The organism is Streptomyces klenkii, from assembly GCF_003626645.1.
Classification (GTDB): Bacteria; Actinomycetota; Actinomycetes; order Streptomycetales; family Streptomycetaceae; genus Streptomyces; species Streptomyces klenkii.
In genome coordinates this window covers 297,291-318,638 of sequence record NZ_RBAM01000001.1, presented here as the reverse complement: position 1 = coordinate 318,638, position 21,348 = coordinate 297,291, and the positions used below count along the sequence as shown (strand labels likewise).

Annotated in this window: 18 protein-coding genes; 12 read left to right on the top strand and 6 right to left on the bottom strand. The window is 70.5% G+C overall.

What is annotated here, in order from left to right:
* Positions 1-98: 98 nt before the first annotated feature.
* A complete protein-coding gene (locus D7231_RS00995) occupies positions 99-275 on the bottom strand; it encodes a thiazolylpeptide-type bacteriocin (RefSeq protein WP_058043691.1) in 177 nt (58 codons plus the stop codon).
* A gap of 186 nt (positions 276-461) precedes the next feature.
* On the opposite strand from D7231_RS00995, the gene D7231_RS00990 reads away from it, so the two are divergent.
* Positions 462-1,697, top strand: coding sequence for an amidohydrolase (locus D7231_RS00990; protein WP_120752964.1), 1,236 nt, complete (start codon positions 462-464; stop codon positions 1,695-1,697).
* 32 nt (positions 1,698-1,729) lie between these two features.
* On the opposite strand, the gene D7231_RS00985 is transcribed toward D7231_RS00990, so the two are convergent.
* Positions 1,730-3,427 carry a purine-cytosine permease family protein gene (locus D7231_RS00985; RefSeq protein WP_120752963.1) on the bottom strand — a complete coding sequence of 566 codons (1,698 nt, stop codon included), beginning with the start codon at positions 3,425-3,427 and terminating at the stop codon, positions 1,730-1,732.
* A 218-nt stretch (positions 3,428-3,645) separates the two neighbouring features.
* On the opposite strand from D7231_RS00985, the gene D7231_RS00980 reads away from it, so the two are divergent.
* The 3 genes from D7231_RS00980 (at position 3,646) to D7231_RS00970 (ending at position 6,006) form a co-directional block, all read left to right on the top strand.
* Positions 3,646-4,638 carry a GlxA family transcriptional regulator gene (locus D7231_RS00980; RefSeq protein WP_120752962.1) on the top strand — a complete coding sequence of 331 codons (993 nt, stop codon included), beginning with the start codon at positions 3,646-3,648 and terminating at the stop codon, positions 4,636-4,638.
* A 100-nt stretch (positions 4,639-4,738) separates the two neighbouring features.
* Entirely contained in the window at positions 4,739-5,362 is a 624-nt protein-coding gene (locus tag D7231_RS00975; RefSeq protein ID WP_120752961.1) for an isochorismatase family protein, read from the top strand.
* A gap of 179 nt (positions 5,363-5,541) precedes the next feature.
* Positions 5,542-6,006 carry a hypothetical protein gene (locus D7231_RS00970; RefSeq protein ID WP_120752960.1) on the top strand — a complete coding sequence of 155 codons (465 nt, stop codon included), beginning with the start codon at positions 5,542-5,544 and terminating at the stop codon, positions 6,004-6,006.
* Between the two features lie 52 nt (positions 6,007-6,058).
* Here D7231_RS00970 and D7231_RS00965 read toward each other — a convergent pair whose 3' ends face one another.
* Positions 6,059-6,406: a GatB/YqeY domain-containing protein gene (locus D7231_RS00965; protein WP_120752959.1), complete on the bottom strand. Its 348-nt coding sequence runs from the start codon at positions 6,404-6,406 to the stop codon at positions 6,059-6,061.
* Between the two features lie 121 nt (positions 6,407-6,527).
* Positions 6,528-7,817: a hypothetical protein gene (locus D7231_RS00960; protein ID WP_120752958.1), complete on the bottom strand. Its 1,290-nt coding sequence runs from the start codon at positions 7,815-7,817 to the stop codon at positions 6,528-6,530.
* A 446-nt stretch (positions 7,818-8,263) separates the two neighbouring features.
* On the opposite strand from D7231_RS00960, the gene D7231_RS00955 reads away from it, so the two are divergent.
* The 6 genes from D7231_RS00955 (at position 8,264) to D7231_RS00930 (ending at position 17,625) form a co-directional block, all read left to right on the top strand.
* Entirely contained in the window at positions 8,264-9,199 is a 936-nt protein-coding gene (locus tag D7231_RS00955; protein WP_147449660.1) for a hypothetical protein, read from the top strand.
* Between the two features lie 81 nt (positions 9,200-9,280).
* A complete protein-coding gene (locus D7231_RS00950; protein ID WP_120752956.1) occupies positions 9,281-9,649 on the top strand; it encodes a hypothetical protein in 369 nt (122 codons plus the stop codon).
* Between the two features lie 49 nt (positions 9,650-9,698).
* Positions 9,699-11,018 (top strand): hypothetical protein, encoded by a 1,320-nt coding sequence (locus D7231_RS00945; RefSeq protein WP_120752955.1) that lies wholly within the window; start codon positions 9,699-9,701, stop codon positions 11,016-11,018.
* Positions 11,019-11,021: 3 nt separating this feature from the next.
* On the top strand, positions 11,022-12,053 hold the full coding sequence (locus D7231_RS00940) for a polyprenyl synthetase family protein (RefSeq protein ID WP_120752954.1): 1,032 nt from the start codon (positions 11,022-11,024) through the stop codon (positions 12,051-12,053).
* A 109-nt stretch (positions 12,054-12,162) separates the two neighbouring features.
* Entirely contained in the window at positions 12,163-13,833 is a 1,671-nt protein-coding gene (locus D7231_RS00935; RefSeq protein ID WP_120752953.1) for a hypothetical protein, read from the top strand.
* An 18-nt stretch (positions 13,834-13,851) separates the two neighbouring features.
* Positions 13,852-17,625 carry a hypothetical protein gene (locus D7231_RS00930; RefSeq protein WP_120752952.1) on the top strand — a complete coding sequence of 1,258 codons (3,774 nt, stop codon included), beginning with the start codon at positions 13,852-13,854 and terminating at the stop codon, positions 17,623-17,625.
* 43 nt (positions 17,626-17,668) lie between these two features.
* Here the strand turns inward: D7231_RS00930 and D7231_RS00925 are convergent, their stop codons facing one another.
* Positions 17,669-18,229, bottom strand: a complete 561-nt coding sequence (locus tag D7231_RS00925) for a hypothetical protein (protein ID WP_120752951.1) — start codon at positions 18,227-18,229, stop codon at positions 17,669-17,671.
* Positions 18,230-18,359: 130 nt separating this feature from the next.
* Here D7231_RS00925 and D7231_RS00920 point away from each other — a divergent pair, with 130 nt between their 5' ends.
* Together D7231_RS00920 and D7231_RS00915 are read left to right on the top strand one after the other, a co-directional pair.
* Positions 18,360-19,247: a LysR family transcriptional regulator gene (locus tag D7231_RS00920; RefSeq protein ID WP_120752950.1), complete on the top strand. Its 888-nt coding sequence runs from the start codon at positions 18,360-18,362 to the stop codon at positions 19,245-19,247.
* Between the two features lie 86 nt (positions 19,248-19,333).
* On the top strand, positions 19,334-20,878 hold the full coding sequence (locus tag D7231_RS00915; RefSeq protein ID WP_120752949.1) for an AMP-binding protein: 1,545 nt from the start codon (positions 19,334-19,336) through the stop codon (positions 20,876-20,878).
* Between the two features lie 22 nt (positions 20,879-20,900).
* On the opposite strand, the gene D7231_RS00910 is transcribed toward D7231_RS00915, so the two are convergent.
* Positions 20,901-21,092, bottom strand: coding sequence for a hypothetical protein (locus tag D7231_RS00910; protein WP_120752948.1), 192 nt, complete (start codon positions 21,090-21,092; stop codon positions 20,901-20,903).
* Between the last annotated feature and the right edge of the window lie 256 nt (positions 21,093-21,348).

The following is a 21,348-nucleotide window of genomic DNA, read 5'->3' as shown; positions in this document are numbered from 1 at the left end:
GGAGATGACGCGCCGGAAGCCCTCGGTCAGGGCGGGAACGAGGGCTTCCGGTGCCCGGCCGTACACGCCGGGCGGCTGCATCGCCTGCTGATGGGGTGTTAGGCGGAGCAGCTGGTGGTGCTGGTGGTGCTGGAGCAGGTGCTCGTGGAGCTGGAGCTGGTGGAACCGGCGAGGACGACCTCGCTCGCGTCCGAGTAGTCCGAGATCTCGAACGTCTCCGACTCCAGCTCCAGGATCTCCTGGGCGAGGGTGGCGAGTTCGGCCTGCTGAGCCATGGGCGTCTCCTTGTGCTGTCGTGTACGGCCGATAAACCGGCTGTACGTCCGTTTCTTGCCCCATCAGTCCAGCAGGGCCCGCTGACAGATCACTGTGCAAGCCGCTTACAGCAGGTGTCAGTGGGCCGTGACAGCCGACGCCACTGGCGCGACTCATCCGACCAACCTGAAAGGCGCACCGGCCCCGTGTCCGTACTCCCGTACCCCCTCCTCAAGGACGTCACCACCCTCTACGTCGACCTGCACGCCCACCCCGAGCTCTCCGGGGAGGAAGCGCGTACGGCGGCCCGTTTCGCGGACTGGCTGGCCCGGGCCGGCTACCGGGTGACGACGGGCGTCGGAGGGCACGGTGTCGTCGGCCTGCTGGAGAACGGCGAAGGGCCGCTGGTCATGCTGCGCGCCGAACTCGACGCCCTGCCCGTCCAGGAGCGCACCGGCCTGCCGTACGCGAGCCGGGTGAGCTCCCCGGTGCCGGTGATGCACGCCTGCGGGCACGATCTCCACCTCGCGGCGGCCGCGGGCGCGGCAAGTGTGCTCGCCGGGGAGCGGGGGCTGTGGCGGGGGACGGTGGTGGTCGTCGGGCAGCCCGCGGAGGAGACGCTGAGCGGCGCGCGGGCCATGCTCGACGACGGGCTCCACGACCGGTTCGGCCGGCCCGACGCCGTACTGGCCCAGCACGCCGCACCCCTGCCCGCGGGCATGGTCGCCCACGGCGCGGGCCCCACGACCGCGGGCAGCGTCTCCCTCGACGTCGTCTTCCACGGCCGCGGCGGCCACGCAGCGATGCCTCACCTGGCCGTCGACCCGGTGGTGACCGCAGCGGCGGTGGTGCTGCGTCTGCAAGGCGTCGTCGCTGCCGAGACGGCGCCCGCCGAACAAGTCGTCCTGAGCGTCGGCCGTCTGCACGCGGGCACCCGGGGCAACGTCATCCCCGACCGCGCCGAGATCAGCCTCACCGTCCGCGGTTTCTCCGACGCCGCCCTGGACCGGGTGGTGACGGCCGTGCACCGGATCGTCCGCGCGGAGAGCGACGCCTCGGGCTGCCCGGTGCCGCCGGAGATCTCCCTCGCCTCCCGCTCTCCCGTCAACCATCCCGACCCGCGGCTCACGGCGGCCGTCCGGGAGGCCCACACGTCGGCCTTCGGCGAGGCCCGCGTCACGGGCTGGCCGCCGTCCATGGCCACCGAGGACTTCCCGCTCCTCGCGCCGGACGGCGTGCCCACGGCGTACTGGATGCTCGGCACGGCCGGCCCCCGCCAGTGGGCGGCCGCCCCGGGCACCACCGCCGCCGATAAACTCGCCGCCCTCCCGCCGAACCACTCTCCTCTCTTCGCCCCGAGCCCCCGCCTCGCCCTGCCGACCGGGATCACGGCCATGGTCACGGCGGCGCGCGCCGCGCTGAGCGGCCGCTCGGCGGACTGACGCCACGTACGGGGATCCGCCGGCGGCCGCTGTCACACGGACGCGGGGAGCACGTGATCGCCGATCCGGTCGGTGCTCAGGCACAGGGAGCAGACCACCGCGTCGTGGGTGCGGCAGGCGGCCACGTCCGGGCGCTCGAACTCCTGCCGGCACACGTGGCACTCGTAGAGCGTGGCGCTCGGGTTGCCGTCCGCGTCGAGGAGGGGTTCGTCGATCCCGTCCGTGGTGCGGCGCAGGTAGTAGCGCCCCTTGGTCAGGACGGCCATCAGCGGGGTGAGGACGAAGGCGATCAGGGCGGCCACGACCGGGGAGTACGGCTGGAGCGTGTCGCCCAGGGCGTGGAAGTACGTGGCGATCGACAGGCCGGAGGCGGCGACGAAGGCGACGGTGCCCACGGGGTTGACGGCGTAGAGCATGCCGCGCCGGAATTCGGGTGCGTGCGGGGAGAGTTTCAGCACGTACTTGTTCACCATGATGTCGGTGGCGACGGTGACGACCCAGGCGATGGCGCAGTTGGAGTAGAAGCTCAGGACGCGGTTGAGGAAGCTGAACATGTCGGCCTCCATCAGCGTGAGCGCGAAGGCCAGGTTGAGCAGGACGAACACCATGCGTCCCGGGTAGCGCCCGGTCAGCCGGGTGAAGGAGTTCGTCCAGGCCAGCGAGCCGGAGTAGGCGTTCGTCACGTTGATCTTGATCTGGCTGATCACGACCAGCGCCACGGCGAGCGGGACGACCAGCCAGGACGGCATCATCGCGTCGAAGGCCGCCTTGAACTGCTGAATGGGCTCCGCCGCGGCCGCCGGCCCCACGGAGGCGATGACGTAGACGGCGAGGAAGACCCCGATCGCCTGCTTCAGCGCGCCCAGCACGACCCAGCCCGGACCGGCTACCACGACGGCCGTCCACCAGGCGCGGCGGTTGCCGTCCGTGCGGGGCGGCATGAAGCGCAAGTAGTCGATCTGTTCGCCGATCTGGGCGATCAGCGACAGGCAGACGCCGGAGCCCAGCAGCACGGAGGCCGTGTTCAGCCCGCTCTGCCCACCGTGCCCGTCCTGCCCGTCCGTGCCGGCGTAGGACAGCCAGTGGTCCACCGTGCCCGGGTCGGTGACCACCAGATAGACCAGCGGACCCACCATCAGCAGCAACCAGATGGGCGTCGTCCACACCTGAAGCTTGCTCAGCGCCTTCATCCCGTAGACCACCAGGGGGATCACCATGAACGTCGAGACCAGATAGCCCAGCCACAGCGGCAGCCCCAGGCCCAGCTTCAGCCCCTGCGCCATGATGGACCCTTCGAGGGCGAAGAAGATGAACGTGAAGCTGGCGAAGATGACGCTGGTCAGGACCGAGCCGTAGTAGCCGAACCCGGAGCCGCGGGTGATCAGGTCCAGGTCGATGTTGTAGCGCGCGCCGTAGTAGGCGAGCGGGAAGCCGGTGACGAAGATGACCACGGCGGCGAGGAGGATCGCGGCCAGCGCGTTCCCGGTTCCGTGGGTGAGGCCGATGCCGGCGCCGATCGAGAAGTCCGCCAGGTACGCGATCCCGCCCATCGCGGTGGTCGCCACGACCATCGGAGTCCAGCGGCGGTAACTGCGCGGGGCGAAACGGAGGGTGTAGTCCTCCAGGGTCTCCCGGGCCGCGGCGTCGGCCCCGGCCTGCGGAGACTCTTCACGCTCCGCACGCTCTTCACGGCCGGCGGGTTCTCGCAGTCGTCGCTCGGTGCTGCTCATGTCGTCTCCTGGGCGTGCTGTGGCTGCAACGGCTTCGCAGCCGGCCACCGGGAACGCTAGGCAGGCCGTATTTCCTGCCGCCGCCTCGAACGTGAAGGCGATGTTTCCGAGCGCTCGGCGTATGTGACGGCCGGGGGTGACGTCAGGAGGGAGGCAGCGTCCGGATGTGACAGATAACCGTCATTGCGGCCATCGGTGGCGGCGGTGAGGATGGGGTCATGCCCCATTCGCACCGTGTCGTCATCGCGGTCTTCCCCGATGTCGACCTCCTCGATGTCACCGGCCCGGCCGAGGTCTTCGCGCTGGCCAACCGGGAGACCGCGGGCCGCGCCGGATACCGGGTCCGCCTCGCCGGGCCGGCCGCCGGCGAGGTGCGGACCTCGGCCGGTGTGCGGCTGCTGGCCGATCTGGCCTTCGGCGAGGTCGGCGGGCACGTGGACACCCTCCTGGTGCCCGGCGCGGTCGACATGACCGGCGACGGCCCCGTCGCACGGATCGACGCCGACGTCGTGGCCTGGGTGAAGGACACCGCCGCGCACGCCCGGCGGGTGGCGTCGGTGTGCGTGGGCGCGCACGTGCTGGCGGCGGCCGGGCTGCTGGACGGGAAGACGGCGACGACGCACTGGTCGACCGCCGCCCAGCTCGCCGCCGAGCACCCGGCCGTCACGGTCGACCCGGACCCCATCTTCGTCCGGACCGACCGCGGCCGGCTGTGGACCGGCGCCGGCATCAGCGCCTGTCTGGACCTCGCGCTCGCCCTGGTGGCCGAGGACCTGGGCGAGGACGTCGCGCTGGCGGTGGCCCGGCAGCTGGTGATGTACCTCAAGCGGCAGGGCGGGCAGAGCCAGTTTTCCGTACCGCTCAGCCGGCCCGCCTCCGCCCGCCGCGACATCGACGAACTGCGGCTGTGGATCGCCGACCACCTCTACGGAGACCTGTCCGCGGAGGTGCTGGCGGCCCGGATGTGCCTGAGCGAGCGGCACTTCGCCCGCGTCTTCAAACAGGAGACCGGCGTCAGCCCCGCCGCGTACGTCGAAGCCGCCCGGGTCGAGGTGGCCCGGCGCCTGCTGGAGACCACCGACGGCCCGCTCGACCAGGTCGCGGCCGCGGCCGGGCTCGGCTCGGTGGAGACCCTGCACCGGGCGTTCAGGCGGCAGCTGGCCACGACTCCCGCGGCGTACCGGCGCCGCTTCCGCACCCGGAACAGCTGACCCGACCCGTAACTCCGTTACGAAATTCCGTTACGAAATTCCCTTACGTAGTCCCTTTACGTATTTCCTTTACGCATCATGCCCTGATGAAAGGCACCCGATGAGCAACAGCCTGCCCTCCACGACCCTGCGCGACGTCATCGGCCTGGACAGCCGGCCGCCCAAGCTGAGCGATTCCGTCCTCCTCCTGATCGACTATCAGAACACCTACCGCACTGGTGTGATGGCCTTGGAAGGCGCCGAGGAGGCCCTCGCGGCCGGTGCCCGCCTCCTGGAGCGTGCCCGCGCCGCGGGCATACCGGTCGTCCATGTCATCAACGACGGCGGCGAGAACACCCCGTACGACATCCGTGCCCGCATCGGCGCCATCAGCGACGAGGTCGCCCCGGCGGACGGCGAGGCGGTCGTGGTCAAGCAGTTCCCCAATGCCTTCCACCTCACCGAACTGGAGAAGACCCTGACCGGCCTGGGCGCCGCCCCGGGCAGCGGAAAGAACCTGGTCATCGGCGGCTTCATGACCCACATGTGTGTCAACTACACCGCCCAGGGCGCGTTCAACCTCGGCTACCGCCCCACTGTCGTCGCCGAGGCCACCGCCACTCGCGCCCTCACGACGCCCGACGGCACCGTCCTGCCCGCCGCCGCCCTCCGGGCCGCGGCCCTCACCACCATCACCGACCTGTTCGGCACGGTTGTCTCCACAGTCGACGCCCTCCCCGCCTGAGAAAGGCACGGTCCGCCCGAGAACGACCCCCTGCGAATGGCGCGATTACCGGCATGGCCGGTTGGCGCCCTGCCGCCCGACGGCGACGGCACGAAAGGCTGACTCGCGCAGCACTTCGACGACGGGACCCGAGGGGCCCCGCGTGGTGTCGACGGCCGTTCGAGGAGGCAGGACGCAGGATGACTCAAGAAGGCGTGCCGGTGGATCCGGAGACCGTGGAGCCGATCGGGAGCGAGGCCGCTGAGACGGACCTGGCGGGAAGGCAATTCGAGGTGGAGATCGTCCCGGGCCTGGACATCTCTCCGTACCCTCAGGTCAACAACACCATCATTAACGACTGCACGGTCATCGTCAGCAAGATTGACTACGCGGATCTGTGGGGTCCTCCGAAGAGCAACGTGAAGACCTACCAGAACGTCCGTCTCGACCGCCAGGCCCCGCCGCCGGACTTCCAGAACGTCCAGGTCCAGATCAACAATCGTCCGGCCCCGTCGACTATGGCCGGCATTCTGGTCGATCACAGCCTGGCGGAGAAGTACCTTCAGCCGGGGCAGAAGGAATACGTCCAGCGCAAGGCGCGGGACGCCATGCTCCAGAGCCGCAACACGAAGAAGATGATGATCGTGCGGAGGAAGCAGTCCTAGCCGCACGGCTTCGGTGACCGGCCGCCGCGGCGGCCGGTCACCGGCGTTTGGTTCAGGGGCGATGCGGCACCGAGTCCTGCGCGGTGGTGCCGGGGCCGTCGAGAAAACGCAGCAGTACGGCGGCCTCCGCGCGGAGTTGTGCGGAGCGGCCGGCATGGGCGGGCGCGCTCAACTGCTCCGCGGCCTCCAGTCGTTCGGCGGCCTCGGCGCGCACGACATCGACCACATGGTCCTCGCTCAGCTCACGCCGGGCCGCCTCCGTGGCGCCGGCCCCGACCGGCGCATGCTCAAGAGCCACGCCGCGGAGCTCGGCTTCGCCCACGGGTACCGCTTCGGCATTGTCCAGCGCGGCGAGTGCGGACCGCAGGGCACTCACCGCGGCCTTGTCGCGGGCACGCATCGCTTCGGGCAGGGCTTGACGCATACGAAGACGCAAAGACATACCCGCGACCCTACGGCCGTACCCCTGGACCCACCAATCACCCCTCCCGATCGGCCCACCGACGCGAGCGTCGGCTGAGCTACCGCTTGTTGATGGTGACGTCCCCCTGGAGGGACAAGGCGTCGCCGAAGCGGGCGAGGGTCAGGTCCGTCGGGGTCACGTCGAGGTGGACGGGATCCACGTCGATGGGAATGGCCGGGAGGCTGCCCAGGTCGAACTCGATGCCGCGGAGCGCGTCGCCGACGAGGCCGCCGAGGGTGGAGGAGAGGGCGTTGGCGAGCCAGCCGGCGATGATGCTGAGGATGTCGCCGTGCGGATAGATCTTGAGGTCGAAGGAGCTCACGCTGTCCGTCGTGGCCTTGAGCGTGGTCCCGGACATCGACAGGGTGAGGGTGACGGTGGGGTCGGGCTCCAGCGCCAGGTCGTAGTACACGTCCCACGATCCGCCCACGATCCAGTCGATGCCGGCGCTTCCGCTGCCGTTGACTGCGGCGTGGACGCGTACGGTCGGGATGTCGGCGTCGACGACCTCGCACTGCACGTGGTGGACGGCGATCGTCGCCTTGAAGTAGGCGGTGCCGACCCCCACGTTCTTCGACCCGTCGGCGGGAAAGGTCTTGCCTTCGAGGTACGCGGTGGCCGCCTCGGCGATCCGCCGGACCGTGTCCATGCCGAGCAGGGCGAAGAACGGGCTCGCCGGCCAGGTGTCCGGGAACGGCGGCTTCGGGATGCCGTGCTCCACGAGGTTCATGGCGGCCACGGCCCGCTGCGGCTGGATGACGGGGACCGGCACCGACAGGTCCAGCAGCGGGATGTCCGGCTTGGGCAGCTTGATGCCCGAGAGGACCTGGCGGGCCTGGTCGAGGAGGGCGGGCAGCACGACGTTGTCCAGGATCACCTTCTCGACGTGGCTGGTGTCACTGGCCACGGCCTTGAGGGGGTTCAGGGTGAGCAGGCCTTCCGCGGACGTGGTGGCCTGGACGTCGACCGTCACGGTCACGTCCCCTTCCACCAGGGGCCCACTGCCCGTGTCGACGGTGACGTGGACCTGGCGCAGGACGACCTGGAAGGTGCTTCCGTCCAGCGACTCGCGCAGGCCGGCCGCGAACTCCGCCGCCTGGTCCTCGGTGAACCGGCCGGCGGCGGCGCCCGCGGTGAAGCGCGCGCGTAACTCCTCCTCGGAGTGCGCGGGCGGGGTGAGGTCGAAGACGGGTGCGGTCTTGACGTCCCAGGTCACCGTGACGGACGTGCCTCCGGCGTCGTACGGCTGGGTGCCGGTGAAGTAGCGCGGATACAGCTGGCCGTAGACCTCCTCGGCCGCTTTGTTGACGATGCTGACGTCGGCTCCGACTGCAAGGTCGTAACTCATGTTCCTACTTTCTCTGTCCCGGGTGATGGAGGTGGTGAGGGTGATGACGGAGATGAACGTGATGATGAGGGTGGCGACGCGGGCCGGGCCATCGACGAGGTCCCGGCACCGGCGGCGGCCTCACATCATCGACCGGTGCCGCCGGATCCGGCAATACGGCCCGCGTACGCGAAGGCGAACGTCTTCGAAATCCCGGCAGGGCCGGTAACAAGCCTTTGTTTCATCCGAGTTGGTCACATTGGCCGGCGATACTTCTGTCACGTCCATGACGATCCACAAGGTCACCACCCCTGGTCATATGGTGTGACAACCGGTACGCGCCCGGCCTGTGCGCCCCCAACACGCCTGCGCAACCAGCGGCTTGATCGCTGCGGCCCGTGCACCGGTTTGCGACAGCGCACGGGAAGCCGTGGTGCGGTCACCGAACGGTGCCCTTGGATGGCGGCGTGAGTGATTCGAATTTCGATCTCGCGGTCGGAGTGGGCGCCGACGCCATCAACTCCGGCCTCCAGACGGCATACCAACAGCACCGCGACGCGTTCCGGGGCAGCGTCACCCCGGACCCCATCAAGGGCACGACCTACACCTTCGCGTGGGACTTCCTGGACGCTCCCTCCCTCACCCTCGCCCCGCCGGACGCGGACCTCTGGGCCAAGATGATCAAGCCCGACGACATCACGGACCTCCCCGACTCCGGGGTGCTCCAGTTCGTCGCCCAGCGGCTCCAGGCCGACTGCAAGGTGGGGGAGACACCCCTCCCCCAGGTCACCGGCAAGGTCACGGTGGCCCTCCAGCTGAAGCTGGACGGCGGCGGCATCACGGTCGTCCCCCTGGGCGCGTGGCTGGAGAACCTGCCGGACGGCCCGAGCAGCATCATCGTCAAGAACGTCGTGGTCCCCACGCTCCTCACGCAGGGCGCCGACCTGCTCAAGGGACTGAAGATCCCGGCCCAGGACCTCTTCGGGCAGACGGTCACCCTCGGCCTCGTACGCGTGGACGTCATCCCCACGCACCTGGTCCTCGCGTCGACCGCCACGGTGGGGCAGCCGGCGGCGCCGGCCGCCGCCGAGCCCGTGGACTGGCCGACGGACAAGCCGGTGTTCACGCTGATCAGCAAGGGCCTGCTCACCACGCTCCTCACGGCAACGATCAAGCAGTACGAGGGCACGCAACTGGCCAAGGACGACAAGACCATTCAGTTCGTCGCCTCGGCCCGGTGGGACGCGACGTTCAGGCGGGCCACGAACCTGACGGTCGGCGCCGACCCGACCACCGCCTCCGCCGGAGTCGACGTCGACTGGCACGCCGAACTCGACCTCGTCCCCATCTCCCCGGACGGCAGCGGCGGCTGCGCGCTGTCCAAGGCGGGGCACGAGTCGTGACCTGAAGGGCCCACAGGCCCACAGGCCCACCCCGCCCATCAGGCCGATCCGGCGCATCGAGCACCCAGGAGAAGCACCCGCATGTCCGCTCCCATCGAATTCGACGTCAAATACGTCCCGGAATCGCCCGTCGTCACAGTCCAGGCCACCGGCATCACGGACACCGCACTCTCCGTGAAGGTGACGGACCTCGACCTCCAGCAGGTGATCTTCCACCCCAAGACGCCCCTCTCCGACGTACTGTCGGGCCTCGTCAACGATCTGGCCGGGAGGGCCCCGTCCATCGTCAAGAACAAGGTCACCGCGCTGACCCCCGACATCCCGATCGGCAAGCCCATCGGCTGTGACATCCCGATCGGCGGCGCGACCGTCCACGTGAAGCTGACCTCACCGGAGCTGGCCGCCCACGGCGACATGCTCATGATCAGCGGAAACGCCGACGTCTCCTGACCCGCCCGCCCCGTCCACCGGTCCGCCCGACTCACCGCAGGAGACGTACGTGAGCACCCCGCACCCCGAAGCCCTGCCGCTGTACCTCGCGGACACCCCCGGCTATCCCCTCGCCCGCACCGTGGAGATGCCCGGCGCGGTCGGCTACCCCACCGGCTCCCTCAGCATCCGCTTCGGCGCACTCCAGGTCCGCGCCGACGGCGCGCCGGAGGCCGTCGCCGGGGAGGACGGCACGTACCGCATCCCGGCGCTCGTCCTCACCGGCCGGTACGCGCTCGACGCCCGCCCCGACGAGATCCGCGACCTCGACACCGCCGGCAGCCTCCGCCCGCTCTCCGAGGAGGCGCGGCAGCCCACCCTCCCGGCCGCGAGCCGTGCCGCCGTCCCGCACGACCCGCCGGACCCGGACACCCTGAACAAGTGGCGCGACCGCGCCGACGCGCACCGCGACAAGCTGATGCAGAGCGAGAACGGGCAGCAGCTGCTCATCAAGTACGGCCAGCACAACGAGAGCTACTACGACGCGTTCAACGACCCCGACGACACCTACGGTCTGGTGCAGCTGTGGAGGACGGACGGCGTCACCCGGCGCATGTCGGAACAGACCTACACCACCACGGACCCGGGAGCGTCACTCGCCGCCCAGCCCGCAGTCAACGACTGGACCGACCCCGAGACGCGGGTGACGTACAACGGGCACGCGTTCAAGCAGCAGAACAGTGTCGCGACCGCCCTCAGCTTCATGGCGGAAGACACCCCGGACGCGGACAAGAAGCAGCAGTACACCGATGCCGCGAAGGGCACCATCGACTTCGCCAAGGTCGTCAACGGAACTGACAACACGGACAAGAGCACCACGCCGATGTCCCAGTCCGACGTCTACACGGCCATCAACAGCCACTCGGGCGAGCTGCCGAACACGTCCGACGAAGAGCTGGCGCGCCACCTCGCGCTCGCGAACGGCACACACGACCTGGCCGAAGAAGACGAACCCGAGGACTGGATTCCGCTGTCGCCCGAACAGCGCGCGCATATCAGGGAGTTCGGCAAGACGGCCTACCGCCTCAAGGCGCAGCGCCGGCCAGCGGCGACCGACACGCTCCACTGGGGTGCCTGCTCGGCGCGTCTGGAGGACGTGCGCGTCACCGTGGACCCTGTACGGGGAGACGCCGCCGTCGTCCTGCCCTCCGTCGCGCTGAGCATCGAGGACGAAGGCTGGCAGGGGCCGGTCGGCGAGGTGGCCAGGGAGCGGCTGCGCACCATGCGGTTCGTCCAGGAGCTGCTCCGCGACGCGATCGCCGAGACCGTCCGGCACGCCGTCCTCACCGGCATCACCGGCTACGCCCCGCCCCAGGACGGGCGGTCCTGATCCGTGCTCATCCTCGACACGTCGGCCGATCCGGCGGAGGACGTCACCGCCGGCATCTGGGCGGATCTCCTGGCCGGCGACATCCCGTCCTTCGACGCGTTCCTCGCCGAGGCACTGGCTCCGCAGGAGGACTACCTCAGCGACACCGAGCGCGCCCTCTACGGCCACGGGAAACGGCTGCGGCCCGCCATCCTGCTACTCGCCGCCCGGATGGTCCACGGCCCCGCGCCCCTGCCCCGCAAGGCGGTCCAAGGAGCCGTCTCCCTGGAGATGCTCCATGTGGCGACGCTGATCCACGACGACGTCATCGACGACTCCGCGCTGCGCCGCGGCCTCCCGTCCGTCAACGCCGCGCGCGGCACGGAGACCGCAGTGCTCGTCGGCGACCTCCAGTTCGTCCAGGCCATCCGCGGCTTCGTCCGGGCCGTCGACCGGGACCGCGACATGGCGCTGATCGAGCTGGTCCTCGACACCGCGTTCCAGATCGGCTGCGGCGAGCTGGACGAGCTGCGCACCGACATGAGCCTGGATCCGGCGCGGCTGATCCGGCGGTACTGGCGCACGGCCGACCGCAAGACCGCCGTCCTCTTCGGCCTGGCCGCGGAGGCCGGCGTCACCCTCGCGGGCGGGCGCACCGGTGACGCCCGCCGGGCCGGCTTCTTCGGGCGCCGGCTGGGCCGGGCCCTGCAAGTCATGGACGACCTCTTCGACCTGGCCCAGGACGAGGCCGACTCCGGCAAGCCGCGCGGCATGGACCTCCTGCGGCGCCGCGCTTCCCTCCCCCTGGTGTACGCGATGGAAGAGCTGGGGCCGGACCATCAGGTGAGCCGTGTCCTGCGCGGGGAGGCCGTGGACGCCGGCGGGCTGGAGCGGTGCGTCGCCGCGGTGCGCGGCAGCGCGGCCTTCTCCCGCGCTTACGCCGACGCGCGCACCCAGGCGCTGGAAGCCATCGAGCTGCTGCGCCCCTTCCCGGCGAGCCGTTACCGGTACGCCCTGGAGGACCTGGCCCTGCACATCGTCGACCGGAGACCTTGACGGACTGCCGTCGGCGGATCGTCACCAACGGGCCGTCGTCAACGGGCCGTCATCCGGTTCCCGCACCACCGCTCACGAGACCTCGCGCACTCCGAGGAGGAGTATCACGATGGGCACCGCCCTGATCGACTTCGTTTACGCCACCATGCGCAAGCGCGTCAACGACCCGGACAGCCCGTACTGGCTGCCGAAGGTCCTGGAGAAGATCCAGACCCCCGACCATCATTCGCTGTCTCCGCTGAAGGTGGACGAGTGGCAGCTGGGAGCGCTCTCGGGCGACCAGGGCGCGACGATAGCCGGCACCATCGCCGACGCCTGGTGGATGTTCGTGAAGAGGGCCTTCAAGCAGGCGAAGGCAGCCGGAGTGCCCGATCTGCCCGCCAATCTCAACGCGTTCATCAGCCAGCCCGACAACGTGGACCAGTACCCCACGCTGGGGCTCACCGGCATTACCGTCGCCGGCCTGCCGAACGCGTCCGTGGGAGACCTGACCGGAATCGTCCCCACCACGAACGGATACCGCGGCACTCTCCGCGTCACGGCCGCCGCGTACGACTCGCACGGCTACCAGCCGCGGATCACGATCGACGGGAAGTACCAGCTGGACCAGCACGTCGTCGTCATCGACGCTCCCCGGGGCTCCGGTCTCAAGCCTCCGACGCAGGTCGTGCTCAAGGGCCTCGACGCGTACGGGGTCGACTGGCCGTCCCAGCAGATCGAAGGACACGGGCAGTTCCTGTTCACGGTCACCGGCCTCGCCTTCGACGTCGATCTGAGCATCGAGGCGTCAGGGACCGGCGCCGACCGCACGGCGAAGGTCACCATCCAGTCGGTCGCCATCGCCGGCACGCCGGTCTACACCCTCGACAAGGACCACCTGACGATCGAAGGGGACACCGTCACCGACCTCACCAAAGAGGTCTGGAGGAACTCGGCCGTAGCGGCCTTCAACAGCCCCGACGCGGCCACAGCCCTCACCGCGAAACTCGCCGCCGCCCTCAACGCGGACGACTTCCGCACCCAGTTCTCCGGCTCCGTCACGGAGCAGCTGGGCAAAGCACTCGACGGCGTCTTCGGCACGGGCACGCTTCCGGCGGGCAGCGGCAAGCCTCCGGCGGGTGACGGTCCCCTGGAGGTCTACCTCTTCGACCGGGTGCGGGCCTCGCTCAACGACACCGGCTCCGGGTTCTACCCGCCCACCGTCGTCCGCTCGTCCAGCGACCCGCGGCTCGATCCCCTGTCGATCGACTCGATCGACCTCGGCGACCAGCAAGTCATGGGCGTCTCCATCAACTTCAAGCTGAACCACGTCACGGTCAGCGGCATCTCCGACGTGCTCATCCCGGTCGAGGACGCCGCACTCGTCGCCGAGGGCGTCGACGCGACCCTGCGGTTCGGGCGGATCTCGCAGACGCCGATCGCCGTCAAAGCCGATGTCGTAGCGACCTTCAAGTCCGGTGACCACATCGACGGCACCATGAACACCACCGTGAAACATCCGTCCGTGGCCCTCGGCCTGTCCTTCGACGGTCCCGACGCCGACGCCCTCACCATCGGCCTGCGCTCCCTCAGCCTCGCTGCCGACAAGGCCGATCTGGACATCAACATCCATGTCGACGGGCTGGACGACAAGGCACTGCACCAGATCTTCAACACGGAAGAGATCAAGGGGGACTTCATCAAGGGCGTCCAGGACGGCGCCGCCCAGCGCAAGGACGACATCGCCAAGGCCCTGACGGACAACGCCCGCAAGGTCATCGCCGAGAAGCTGTCCGGCTGACCGCGGCGCGTGGAGCGGGTGTCCGTACGCCGAGCGGCCCCGTACGGACACCCGCTCCCGTACGAGCCGCTCGGCACACCGACCCGCCCCGCCCGGAAGGCCTCCCGCATGCAGTTCACCGAGCTCCAAGCCCTGCTCGACCAGCACACCACCGGCGACACCCTCACCCTCGCGGCCGCCGACCTCGGCAGCGGGCCGGCCGCCGCGCTCGTCGGCACCTGGCTCGACGACAAGACCCTCACGGTCACCGCGCTCCACCGCGAGGACCACCCGGACGCCGAGACCGTCGTCATCAGCGGTGAACTCAGCGCACTGGGCATCACAGGCGCCCAGGTCACCGGCATCGAGTTCGGCATCGACCCGTCCCGCCTGGACCCGGCCCTCTTCATCCCCCTCCCGACGCCCGAAGGCTGGACGCCGGCCGCATCCTTCCCCGACACCGAGGGAAGCGACCTGGCCGGCCTCGCCTTCGGCGACGGCCGGCTGCCCGAGCTCCTGCTCACCTCCGTGCCCCGCCCCGCCCGCGACGGCCGCCCCGCCCTCGGCAAGGGCCTCACCTTCCACGCGCCCGAGGTCAAGGACCCGGCACCGCTCGGATCCCTCATCGCACTGGTCCGCCCCGCGCACGGCACCCTCTCGCTGACCGGGCCCGTACAACGCCGGTCCATCGGCGACAAGGTCGTGACGGAGATCGCGCTGCGCTCCGTACCCGAGGCGTCAGGGGATCTGGGCGGGGACTTCCTGCTGTGGGCGGGGTCGCGCGGCGACAGCGCTCCGCTGACGTACGGGCTCCGCCTGGCCGCGGACCTCACGCTGGGGCAGGGCGTCGGCGTGGCCGTCAGCGCGGCGGTCCCCACCGGGAACGAGATCGTGCTCACCGTGGACGCCCTGCCGGGCGACGACGTGGGCACGGGCGTCCTCGAAGGGTGGTACGGCACCGGCACCGCCGTACAGCAGCTCACCTCCCAGGGGTTCACCCTCGGGAGTGCCGTCCGGCTCACCGAACTCAGCGCGACCATCGACGTGACGAAGATCGGTCAGGGCGTGCCGAAGGCCCTGACCGCGATCACCGTAAAGGCCGAGGCGAAGCCCGAAGTCTCGTGGCCGATCGCTGGTGACAAACTCGCCGTGACGGGCGTCGGCGCCCGGCTGACCGTCACCGCACCGCTCCAGTCGAGCCGCTCCGCCACCGTCACCGGGTACGGGGACTTCCTCGTCGCGGGCGGGGTCGCCCTCCACGCCTCCGCGGCGATCCCGCCCGGCCGCTTCGAGCTCACCCTGGACGAGGAAACGCCCGCGCAGCTCAAGGACGTGATCCGGAACTTCCTCCCGGACGCCGACCTCAGCGGCGTGCCCGACCTGGCGCTGAAGAAGTTCCACGGCACGGCCGTGCCCACGCAGGGCGAGTACGGGATTTCGGCCGCCTTGGCCGCGGAGGGGCACCTCGACATCGGAGCGTCGCGCCTGCAACTCGTAGAAGTCTCCCTGGATCTGGAGCGCAAGAAGCAGGAGGAGGGGGAAGCCCGTAAGGGCGGCAAGCACCGGGCCGCCCGGAAGTCCTGGCGCAAGCAGCGGGCCGAGGCGGCGGCGGACGCCCGGGCCGCGGCCCTGACCAGCGACGCCGCCACCATGAAGACCACCGGCACGCTCGCCGCGAAGGCGAAGCTCGGCCCGGCGGGCGGCGAGGGAGGCGACGAGGGCAGCATCGCCTTCGACGCCGCCTGGCACCTCCCGGGCACCTTCGAGCTCGCCGGGACGTTCCCCGAGATCGATCTGACCGCCCTCCTCGAAGCGCTCGCGTGCAGCGCCGACGTGCCCCTGCCCGACGGCCTGCCCAAGGTCGAGTTGCGCGACACGGCCGTGAAACTGCGCCTCGGCGGGGCCCAGGCGGGCGAGGCCGCCGACGGCAAGGGCTACGAGCTCGCGGTCAGCAGCACGGTCGAGTTCGCCGGGGCCCATGCGCTGACACTGGTCGGCAAGGCGGCGAGGGGCGGCGGCTCCGGCACCCTGTTCGCCGCGGCCTTCTGGCAGAACGGCTGGGCGTGGGCGCCGAACCGGATCCAGGGCTGGTCCGACGTCCTCGGCATCCTCGGCGACATCACCTTCAGCAAATCCGGCCTGGCCGTCTGCTCCGCCGACGGCACGCCCCTCGACGCAGGCTCTCCCCCGGACACGCTTCCGGCCACGCTGGACAAGGGCCTCACCTTCTTCACCGAGATCGGCTTCACCGGACCACTGGAGCCGCTCAAGGCCCTGTTCGACGGCGTCGCCACCGGCGTCCACCTCCAAGCCGTCCTGACCTCACCGGTGCAGAACTCGGTGTTCAGGGCGTCCGTAGCCGAGCAGAAGCTGCGGCCCGGCTTCGGCGGACTGGAGGTGGAGATCCGGCCGGCCCAGCTCTGGATCGCTCTGAAGACCTCGTGGAACTTCACCGTTCCCGCGATGGGTTCGGCGCCGGAGACACTGTTGCAGTTCGTGGCCGGAGGGACGGTGTCCCGGGAGGGCTTCTCCCTCTTCCTCACCCTCAAGGCCGCCGACTCTTCCCTCGGCACGGTCGCCGGGCAGCTCGCCCCGGCGCAGTACGCCTTCGCGCTGGAGAAGCCGGGGCGCACGGCGCTCTCGGCCGTCCCCGTGACCGGCGCGAACGGGCAGACCGTGTACGACGCGACCCGTCGGCTGACCGAGGCCGCCGGCCCGGCGCCCGGGCCCGCCTGGAAGAACGCCTTCGGTATCGACGGCTTCGACATCGAGGCGTTCTGGGCCCAGATCGGCGGCGGGACGAGCGGACTCACCCTGGGCATGGGCGGGTCCATCCGCGTCGGCGACGCCGGCCTGGAGCTGGATATCATCGGCGGCTTCGAGCCGGAGCCGTTCGTCACGGTGTTCCGCTTCTCCCTCACCACCGCCGACAAGGACAAGGGCGTCTCCCTGTGGGACATCCTGGGGATCGTCGTCTCCCCACCGTCGGAGCTCGCCTTCCTGAAGAAGATCGTGCTGCACGAGCTGATGTTCTGCGCCGTGACGGCCGTCGGCGGCTGGACGAGCCCGCTGGGCGAGCACTGGAACCAGGGCTACTACGGCAAGGGGGACATCGACTTCTTCGGCAACAACTGGCGCTTCGAGGTCGGCGTCGGCAACGACGGCATCTACGCCAACAGCGCGGTCGCACAACCGCTCACCATCGGGGACTGGTTCACCTACTCCAACGCGGACGGCACCAAGGGCCCCCAGTACCTCCTCGACACCCGGGGCATCAAGGGCGGTCACCTTCCGGAGAAGATCCTCTACCTCTCCGGCAAAATCGAACTCCTCGACGCCGTCTCCGTCGCGGTCGAGGCCGAGCTCGGCTCCGAAGGCTTCGCCTTCACCCTCAAAGCCGATATCGCGCACATCCTGACGTCGGAGGTCAGCTGCACCCTCGACACCGGCAACGGCCTGCACGCCGCCGCGTCCGTCGGCCTGGACTTCAGCGTCGACCTTCCCCGGGGCGTCCTCCTCGGCGGCATCCCCATTCCCGGCGGCACCCTGGTCGGCATCAAGGCGGGCGGCGGCTTCGACCTGAAGATCGACGGCACCGGCGCGAATCTGCATCTGACAGCCGACTGCGACGCGTATCTCCTCGGCGAGCACCTGGTCCATTTCCATCTCGACCTGACGATCGGCGTCCGGAAGTGGGACGACATCATCGCTTACCTCCAGAACAACCCGGAGAAGCTCTTCGAGAGCCTGGGTCAGGGCATCTGGGACGCGATGAAGGACTGTGCCACGACCAAGGCGGCGGAGCTCACGTAGGCCGGGCACTCCGGTCGGCCGGCCGACGCCGGGCGTGAGCGGGTCAGCCGATCGGCCAGCAGCTGACCGCGTTGTAGCGGACCCCGTTGCAGCCGTAGGTCAGGCCGAAGACGCACCGGCCGATGTTGAACCAGTCGCCGGCACAGCAGCCCCAGCAAACTCCGTTCGCGTCGCACTTCGTGTCGCCGTCGAGGCAGTCGGCTGCCCGGGTGCCGGCAGCCGTGGGTTCCGCGGGCGCCGGGCGGCGCGACACGGGTTCCGAGTGCCCTGCCTGCCGGGGCGGGCTTCCGCACGGGGAGGCCTGCTGCCGCGTGGCGCGCAGCAGGGAGGTGAGGACGGTGAACTCCGGGGTGCCGGTGTCCTTCAGCGTGAGCCGGACGAGGGGATGCGCGTGGTCGTCGCACGGCACGTGCTGGAGCGGTTCGACGTGGTCGATGAGCGGGACGGGGATGGTGGTCCAGTCCTTGCAGGCCGTGCCCAGGGCGAACTCGATCGCGTCGGCCGCGTCGGCCGCCTTGGCCATGCCGGTCAGGGTGAGGGGGACGGTGACGGTGTCGGTGCTGAGGGCTTGACGGAATTCTTCTCCGGTGAACGTCCTGTCCATGATGGGCACCTCATCCGGAAGGCAGCTGTTGGTGGGGATTGTTCCCGGTTTCCGACTTGATCACTGACGGCCGCCGGCCGATACCCGATGCCCGCCCCGCGGCTCTGCGGCCGGCGGCGACACTACCCTCATGGATCTGCTGTCTCTGCGATATTTCCAGGCCGTGGCCCGTCACCAGCACATCAGCCGGGCCGCGGAGGAACTCCGGGTCGCCCAGCCTTCGGTGAGCCGGACCATCATCCGGCTGGAATCGGAACTTGGTGTTCCGCTCTTTGACCGCCAAGGCCGCCGGATCCGGCTGAACGAGCACGGCGCGGCCTTCCTGCTCCGGGTCGAGCGGGCGCTGGCCGACCTCGACGACGCCCGGCGGGAGATGGCCGACGCCGCGGGTGCCGGCCCGGGCCGCGTCGCCGTCGCCGCCGAGACCCTGCTCCAGCTGGCCGGGGTCCTGGCCGCGTTCCGCGCGCACCGCCCCGGCGTGCGCGTGCACCTGTCCCAGGCTCCGGTGGGCTCGATGCGACGGCACCTGAGCTCCGCCGAAGTGGACTTCGCCCTGGCCTCCCAGCCGCTGGCCGGGCCCGGACTGCGCTCGGTGGAACTCGTACGGGAGGAGGTGCACCTGGCCGTGCCGCCCGCTCATCCGCTGGCGGGCCGGGACAGCGTCACGGTGGCCGAGCTGGCCGGCGAGGACTTCGTCAGCACGAGCGCCGGGCACTGGCAACGCGCCCTCCTGGACCGGCTCTTCGCCCGCGAGGGACTCACGCCACGCGTCGTCTGCGAGGGCGACGAAGCCGCCGCCACCCCGGAGCTGATCGCCGCCGGGCTGGGCATCGGCCTGATGCCCGCCGTCGCCCGGCGGACCCTCGGCGAGCGCAGCCCGGTGACCTGGCTGCGGCTGGACGCCGAGGACTGCCACCGCACCCTGACCCTGGTGTGGCGCGAGAACGCCTACCTCTCCCCCGCCGCCCTGGACTTCCGCCGGCTGGCCATGGAACAGCTCATGCCCGGTGAGTCATAAGCACATGGCTTGATCGGTCGTGGAATGCATGATCGCGTGGCACTAGCGTCAAAGGCATCGACCTGGTTGCGACGAGGAGATCTTTGATGAGTGATCAGCACGGCACTGCGGAAGGCAGTTTCATCAGTTACGCGGAGGCCGTCCTCGATGTGATGGCCGCCGATCCGGGGCGGGCGGCCATCACCGACGCCGAAGGGCGGGTGACCCTGGCGTCGGAGTTCCGGGACCAGGTCCACCGGCTCGCCGGGGAGCTGGCGGAACGCGGGGTGGGCCGCGGCGCCACGGTCACCCTGCTCACCGGCAACACCGCCGAGGCCGTCGTGGCCCGCTACGCCGCCAACCTGGCCGGTGCCCGGATCGTCGGCCTCTACGAGGGCATGAGCGCGCCGACCATGGCCGCCATCATGGAGAGCGTCGACTGCTCCCTGCTGCTGGTGGACGCCCAGCGGTACGCCACCGCCGGTGAGCTGCGACAGCTCGGCGGAGTCCCCCCGATGCTGTCCCTGGGGCCGAGCGGATTCGCCGAGGACGTGCTGGCCGCGGCCGCCCGGCGCCCGGCGCGGCCGATGCGCGGTGCGGTGGGCCCGGACGACGACTGGTGCATCCGGCACACCGGCGGAACCACCGGCATTCCCAAGGGCATCCGGGCGACCCACGGCTCCTACCGGCAGACCACGGCCCACGGCCTCGCCGGCTTCGGCGACCCGCCGCGCTATCTGGCCTGCACCTCGCTCGCCCACCTCGCCGGGATCCTCACCGACATGACGCTCCACCGGGGCGGCTCGGTGGTCCTCCAGCACGGCTTCGAGCCCGGTGACGTCCTGGCCGCGATCGAACGCGAGCGCATCACCCACACGTGGCTGCTGCCGCCCCTGCTCTACCAGCTGCTGGACCACCCGGACCTGGAGCGCACCGACCTGTCCAGCCTGCGCCGCATCACGTACGGCGGCACCGCCGCCTCCCCGGCCAGGCTGCGGCAGGCGAACAAGGCACTGGGGCCCGTGCTCTACGGCATGTACGGGCAGGCCGAGTCGCAGTACATCACCGAGGCCGGCCCGGGCGACCAGGAACGGACCGGCCGCGGCGGGCACCTGACGGTCGGCCGGGCCCTGCCCGGCGTGGAGATCGCCGTCCGGGACGCCCACGGCACGACCCTGCCGCCCGGCGAGCCGGGTGAGGTGCAGGTGCGCTCGCCCCACGTGATGCCCGGCTACTGGAAGCAGCCGGAGCTGACCGCCGAGGTGCTGCGGGACGGCTGGGTGCACACCGGCGACGTCGGCTACCTCGACGAGGACGGCTACCTCTACATCGTGGACCGGATCAAGGAGATGATCGTGGTCGTCGGGGGCCACGTCTATCCGGCGGAGCTGGAGGAGCTGCTGCTGAGCCACCCCGCCGTCGCCCAGTGCACGGTCTTCGGGCGCAAGGACGAGGAGTCCGTGGAGCACGTCCACGCCGTGGTGGTGCCCGTCGCCGGACAGCACCCCTCGCTGGAGGAGATCCGGGACTTCGTCACCGCCCGCAAGGGGCGCCTCTACGCTCCCGAGGCCCTGCACCTGGTGCCCGCCATTCCGCTGACGGCGGCGGGCAAGCCGGACAGGAAGGAGCTGCGATCCCGGCTGTCCGGCTGAAGGAAGGGCGCGGCGGCCGGCATCAGTCCGGAGGCTCGTCCTCCTGCGGTTCGGCGGCGTCTGTCCTCTCAGCCGCATCGCGGGTGCCCTTGGTCTCCTCCCGGCCCGCCCGGCCCTGCTCCGGAGGGGTCCTCGCCTGCTGGTCCTGCATGTCCCGGGGCACCGCCCGGCGGCGACCGGCACGTTTCTCGTCTTCGGGCTGCTGCCGGGCCATCTCGGCCACCTCCGTACGCCATCGCGGTGAGGCACCCCGGGTACCCGGTGGCGGGCGGCACATGCAGGGCCGGGCCGCCTTCTCCGGCATCGTCGCCGCGGGCGGCTGAGACGGGGCCGACCCGTCCGGGCCGGGCGCACGCCAGCGGGCCCGCGTCCGCAACGGCGCGGGGCCTCCGCCGGCCGGTGGTCGGCGGAGACCCCGATTCGCGGCACACAAGTGGTGTGCGCGCCATGGCGGATGGGCTCTCACTCCA

Bases quoted from the DNA above. Each gene is read 5' to 3' on its own strand.
- D7231_RS00910 (WP_120752948.1), bottom strand. From the start codon at position 21,092: ATGGCCCGGCAGCAGCCCGAAGACGAGAAACGTGCCGGTCGCCGCCGG.
- D7231_RS00965 (WP_120752959.1), bottom strand. From the start codon at position 6,406: ATGCGTGCCCGCGACAAGGCCGCGGTGAGTGCCCTGCGGTCCGCACTC.
- D7231_RS00950 (WP_120752956.1), top strand. From the start codon at position 9,281: ATGTCCGCTCCCATCGAATTCGACGTCAAATACGTCCCGGAATCGCCC.
- D7231_RS00985 (WP_120752963.1), bottom strand. From the start codon at position 3,427: ATGAGCAGCACCGAGCGACGACTGCGAGAACCCGCCGGCCGTGAAGAG.
- D7231_RS00975 (WP_120752961.1), top strand. From the start codon at position 4,739: ATGAGCAACAGCCTGCCCTCCACGACCCTGCGCGACGTCATCGGCCTG.
- D7231_RS00995 (WP_058043691.1), bottom strand. From the start codon at position 275: ATGGCTCAGCAGGCCGAACTCGCCACCCTCGCCCAGGAGATCCTGGAG.
- D7231_RS00970 (WP_120752960.1), top strand. From the start codon at position 5,542: ATGACTCAAGAAGGCGTGCCGGTGGATCCGGAGACCGTGGAGCCGATC.
- D7231_RS00925 (WP_120752951.1), bottom strand. From the start codon at position 18,229: ATGGACAGGACGTTCACCGGAGAAGAATTCCGTCAAGCCCTCAGCACC.
- D7231_RS00920 (WP_120752950.1), top strand. From the start codon at position 18,360: ATGGATCTGCTGTCTCTGCGATATTTCCAGGCCGTGGCCCGTCACCAG.
- D7231_RS00960 (WP_120752958.1), bottom strand. From the start codon at position 7,817: ATGAGTTACGACCTTGCAGTCGGAGCCGACGTCAGCATCGTCAACAAA.
- D7231_RS00915 (WP_120752949.1), top strand. From the start codon at position 19,334: ATGAGTGATCAGCACGGCACTGCGGAAGGCAGTTTCATCAGTTACGCG.
- D7231_RS00935 (WP_120752953.1), top strand. From the start codon at position 12,163: ATGGGCACCGCCCTGATCGACTTCGTTTACGCCACCATGCGCAAGCGC.
- D7231_RS00980 (WP_120752962.1), top strand. From the start codon at position 3,646: ATGCCCCATTCGCACCGTGTCGTCATCGCGGTCTTCCCCGATGTCGAC.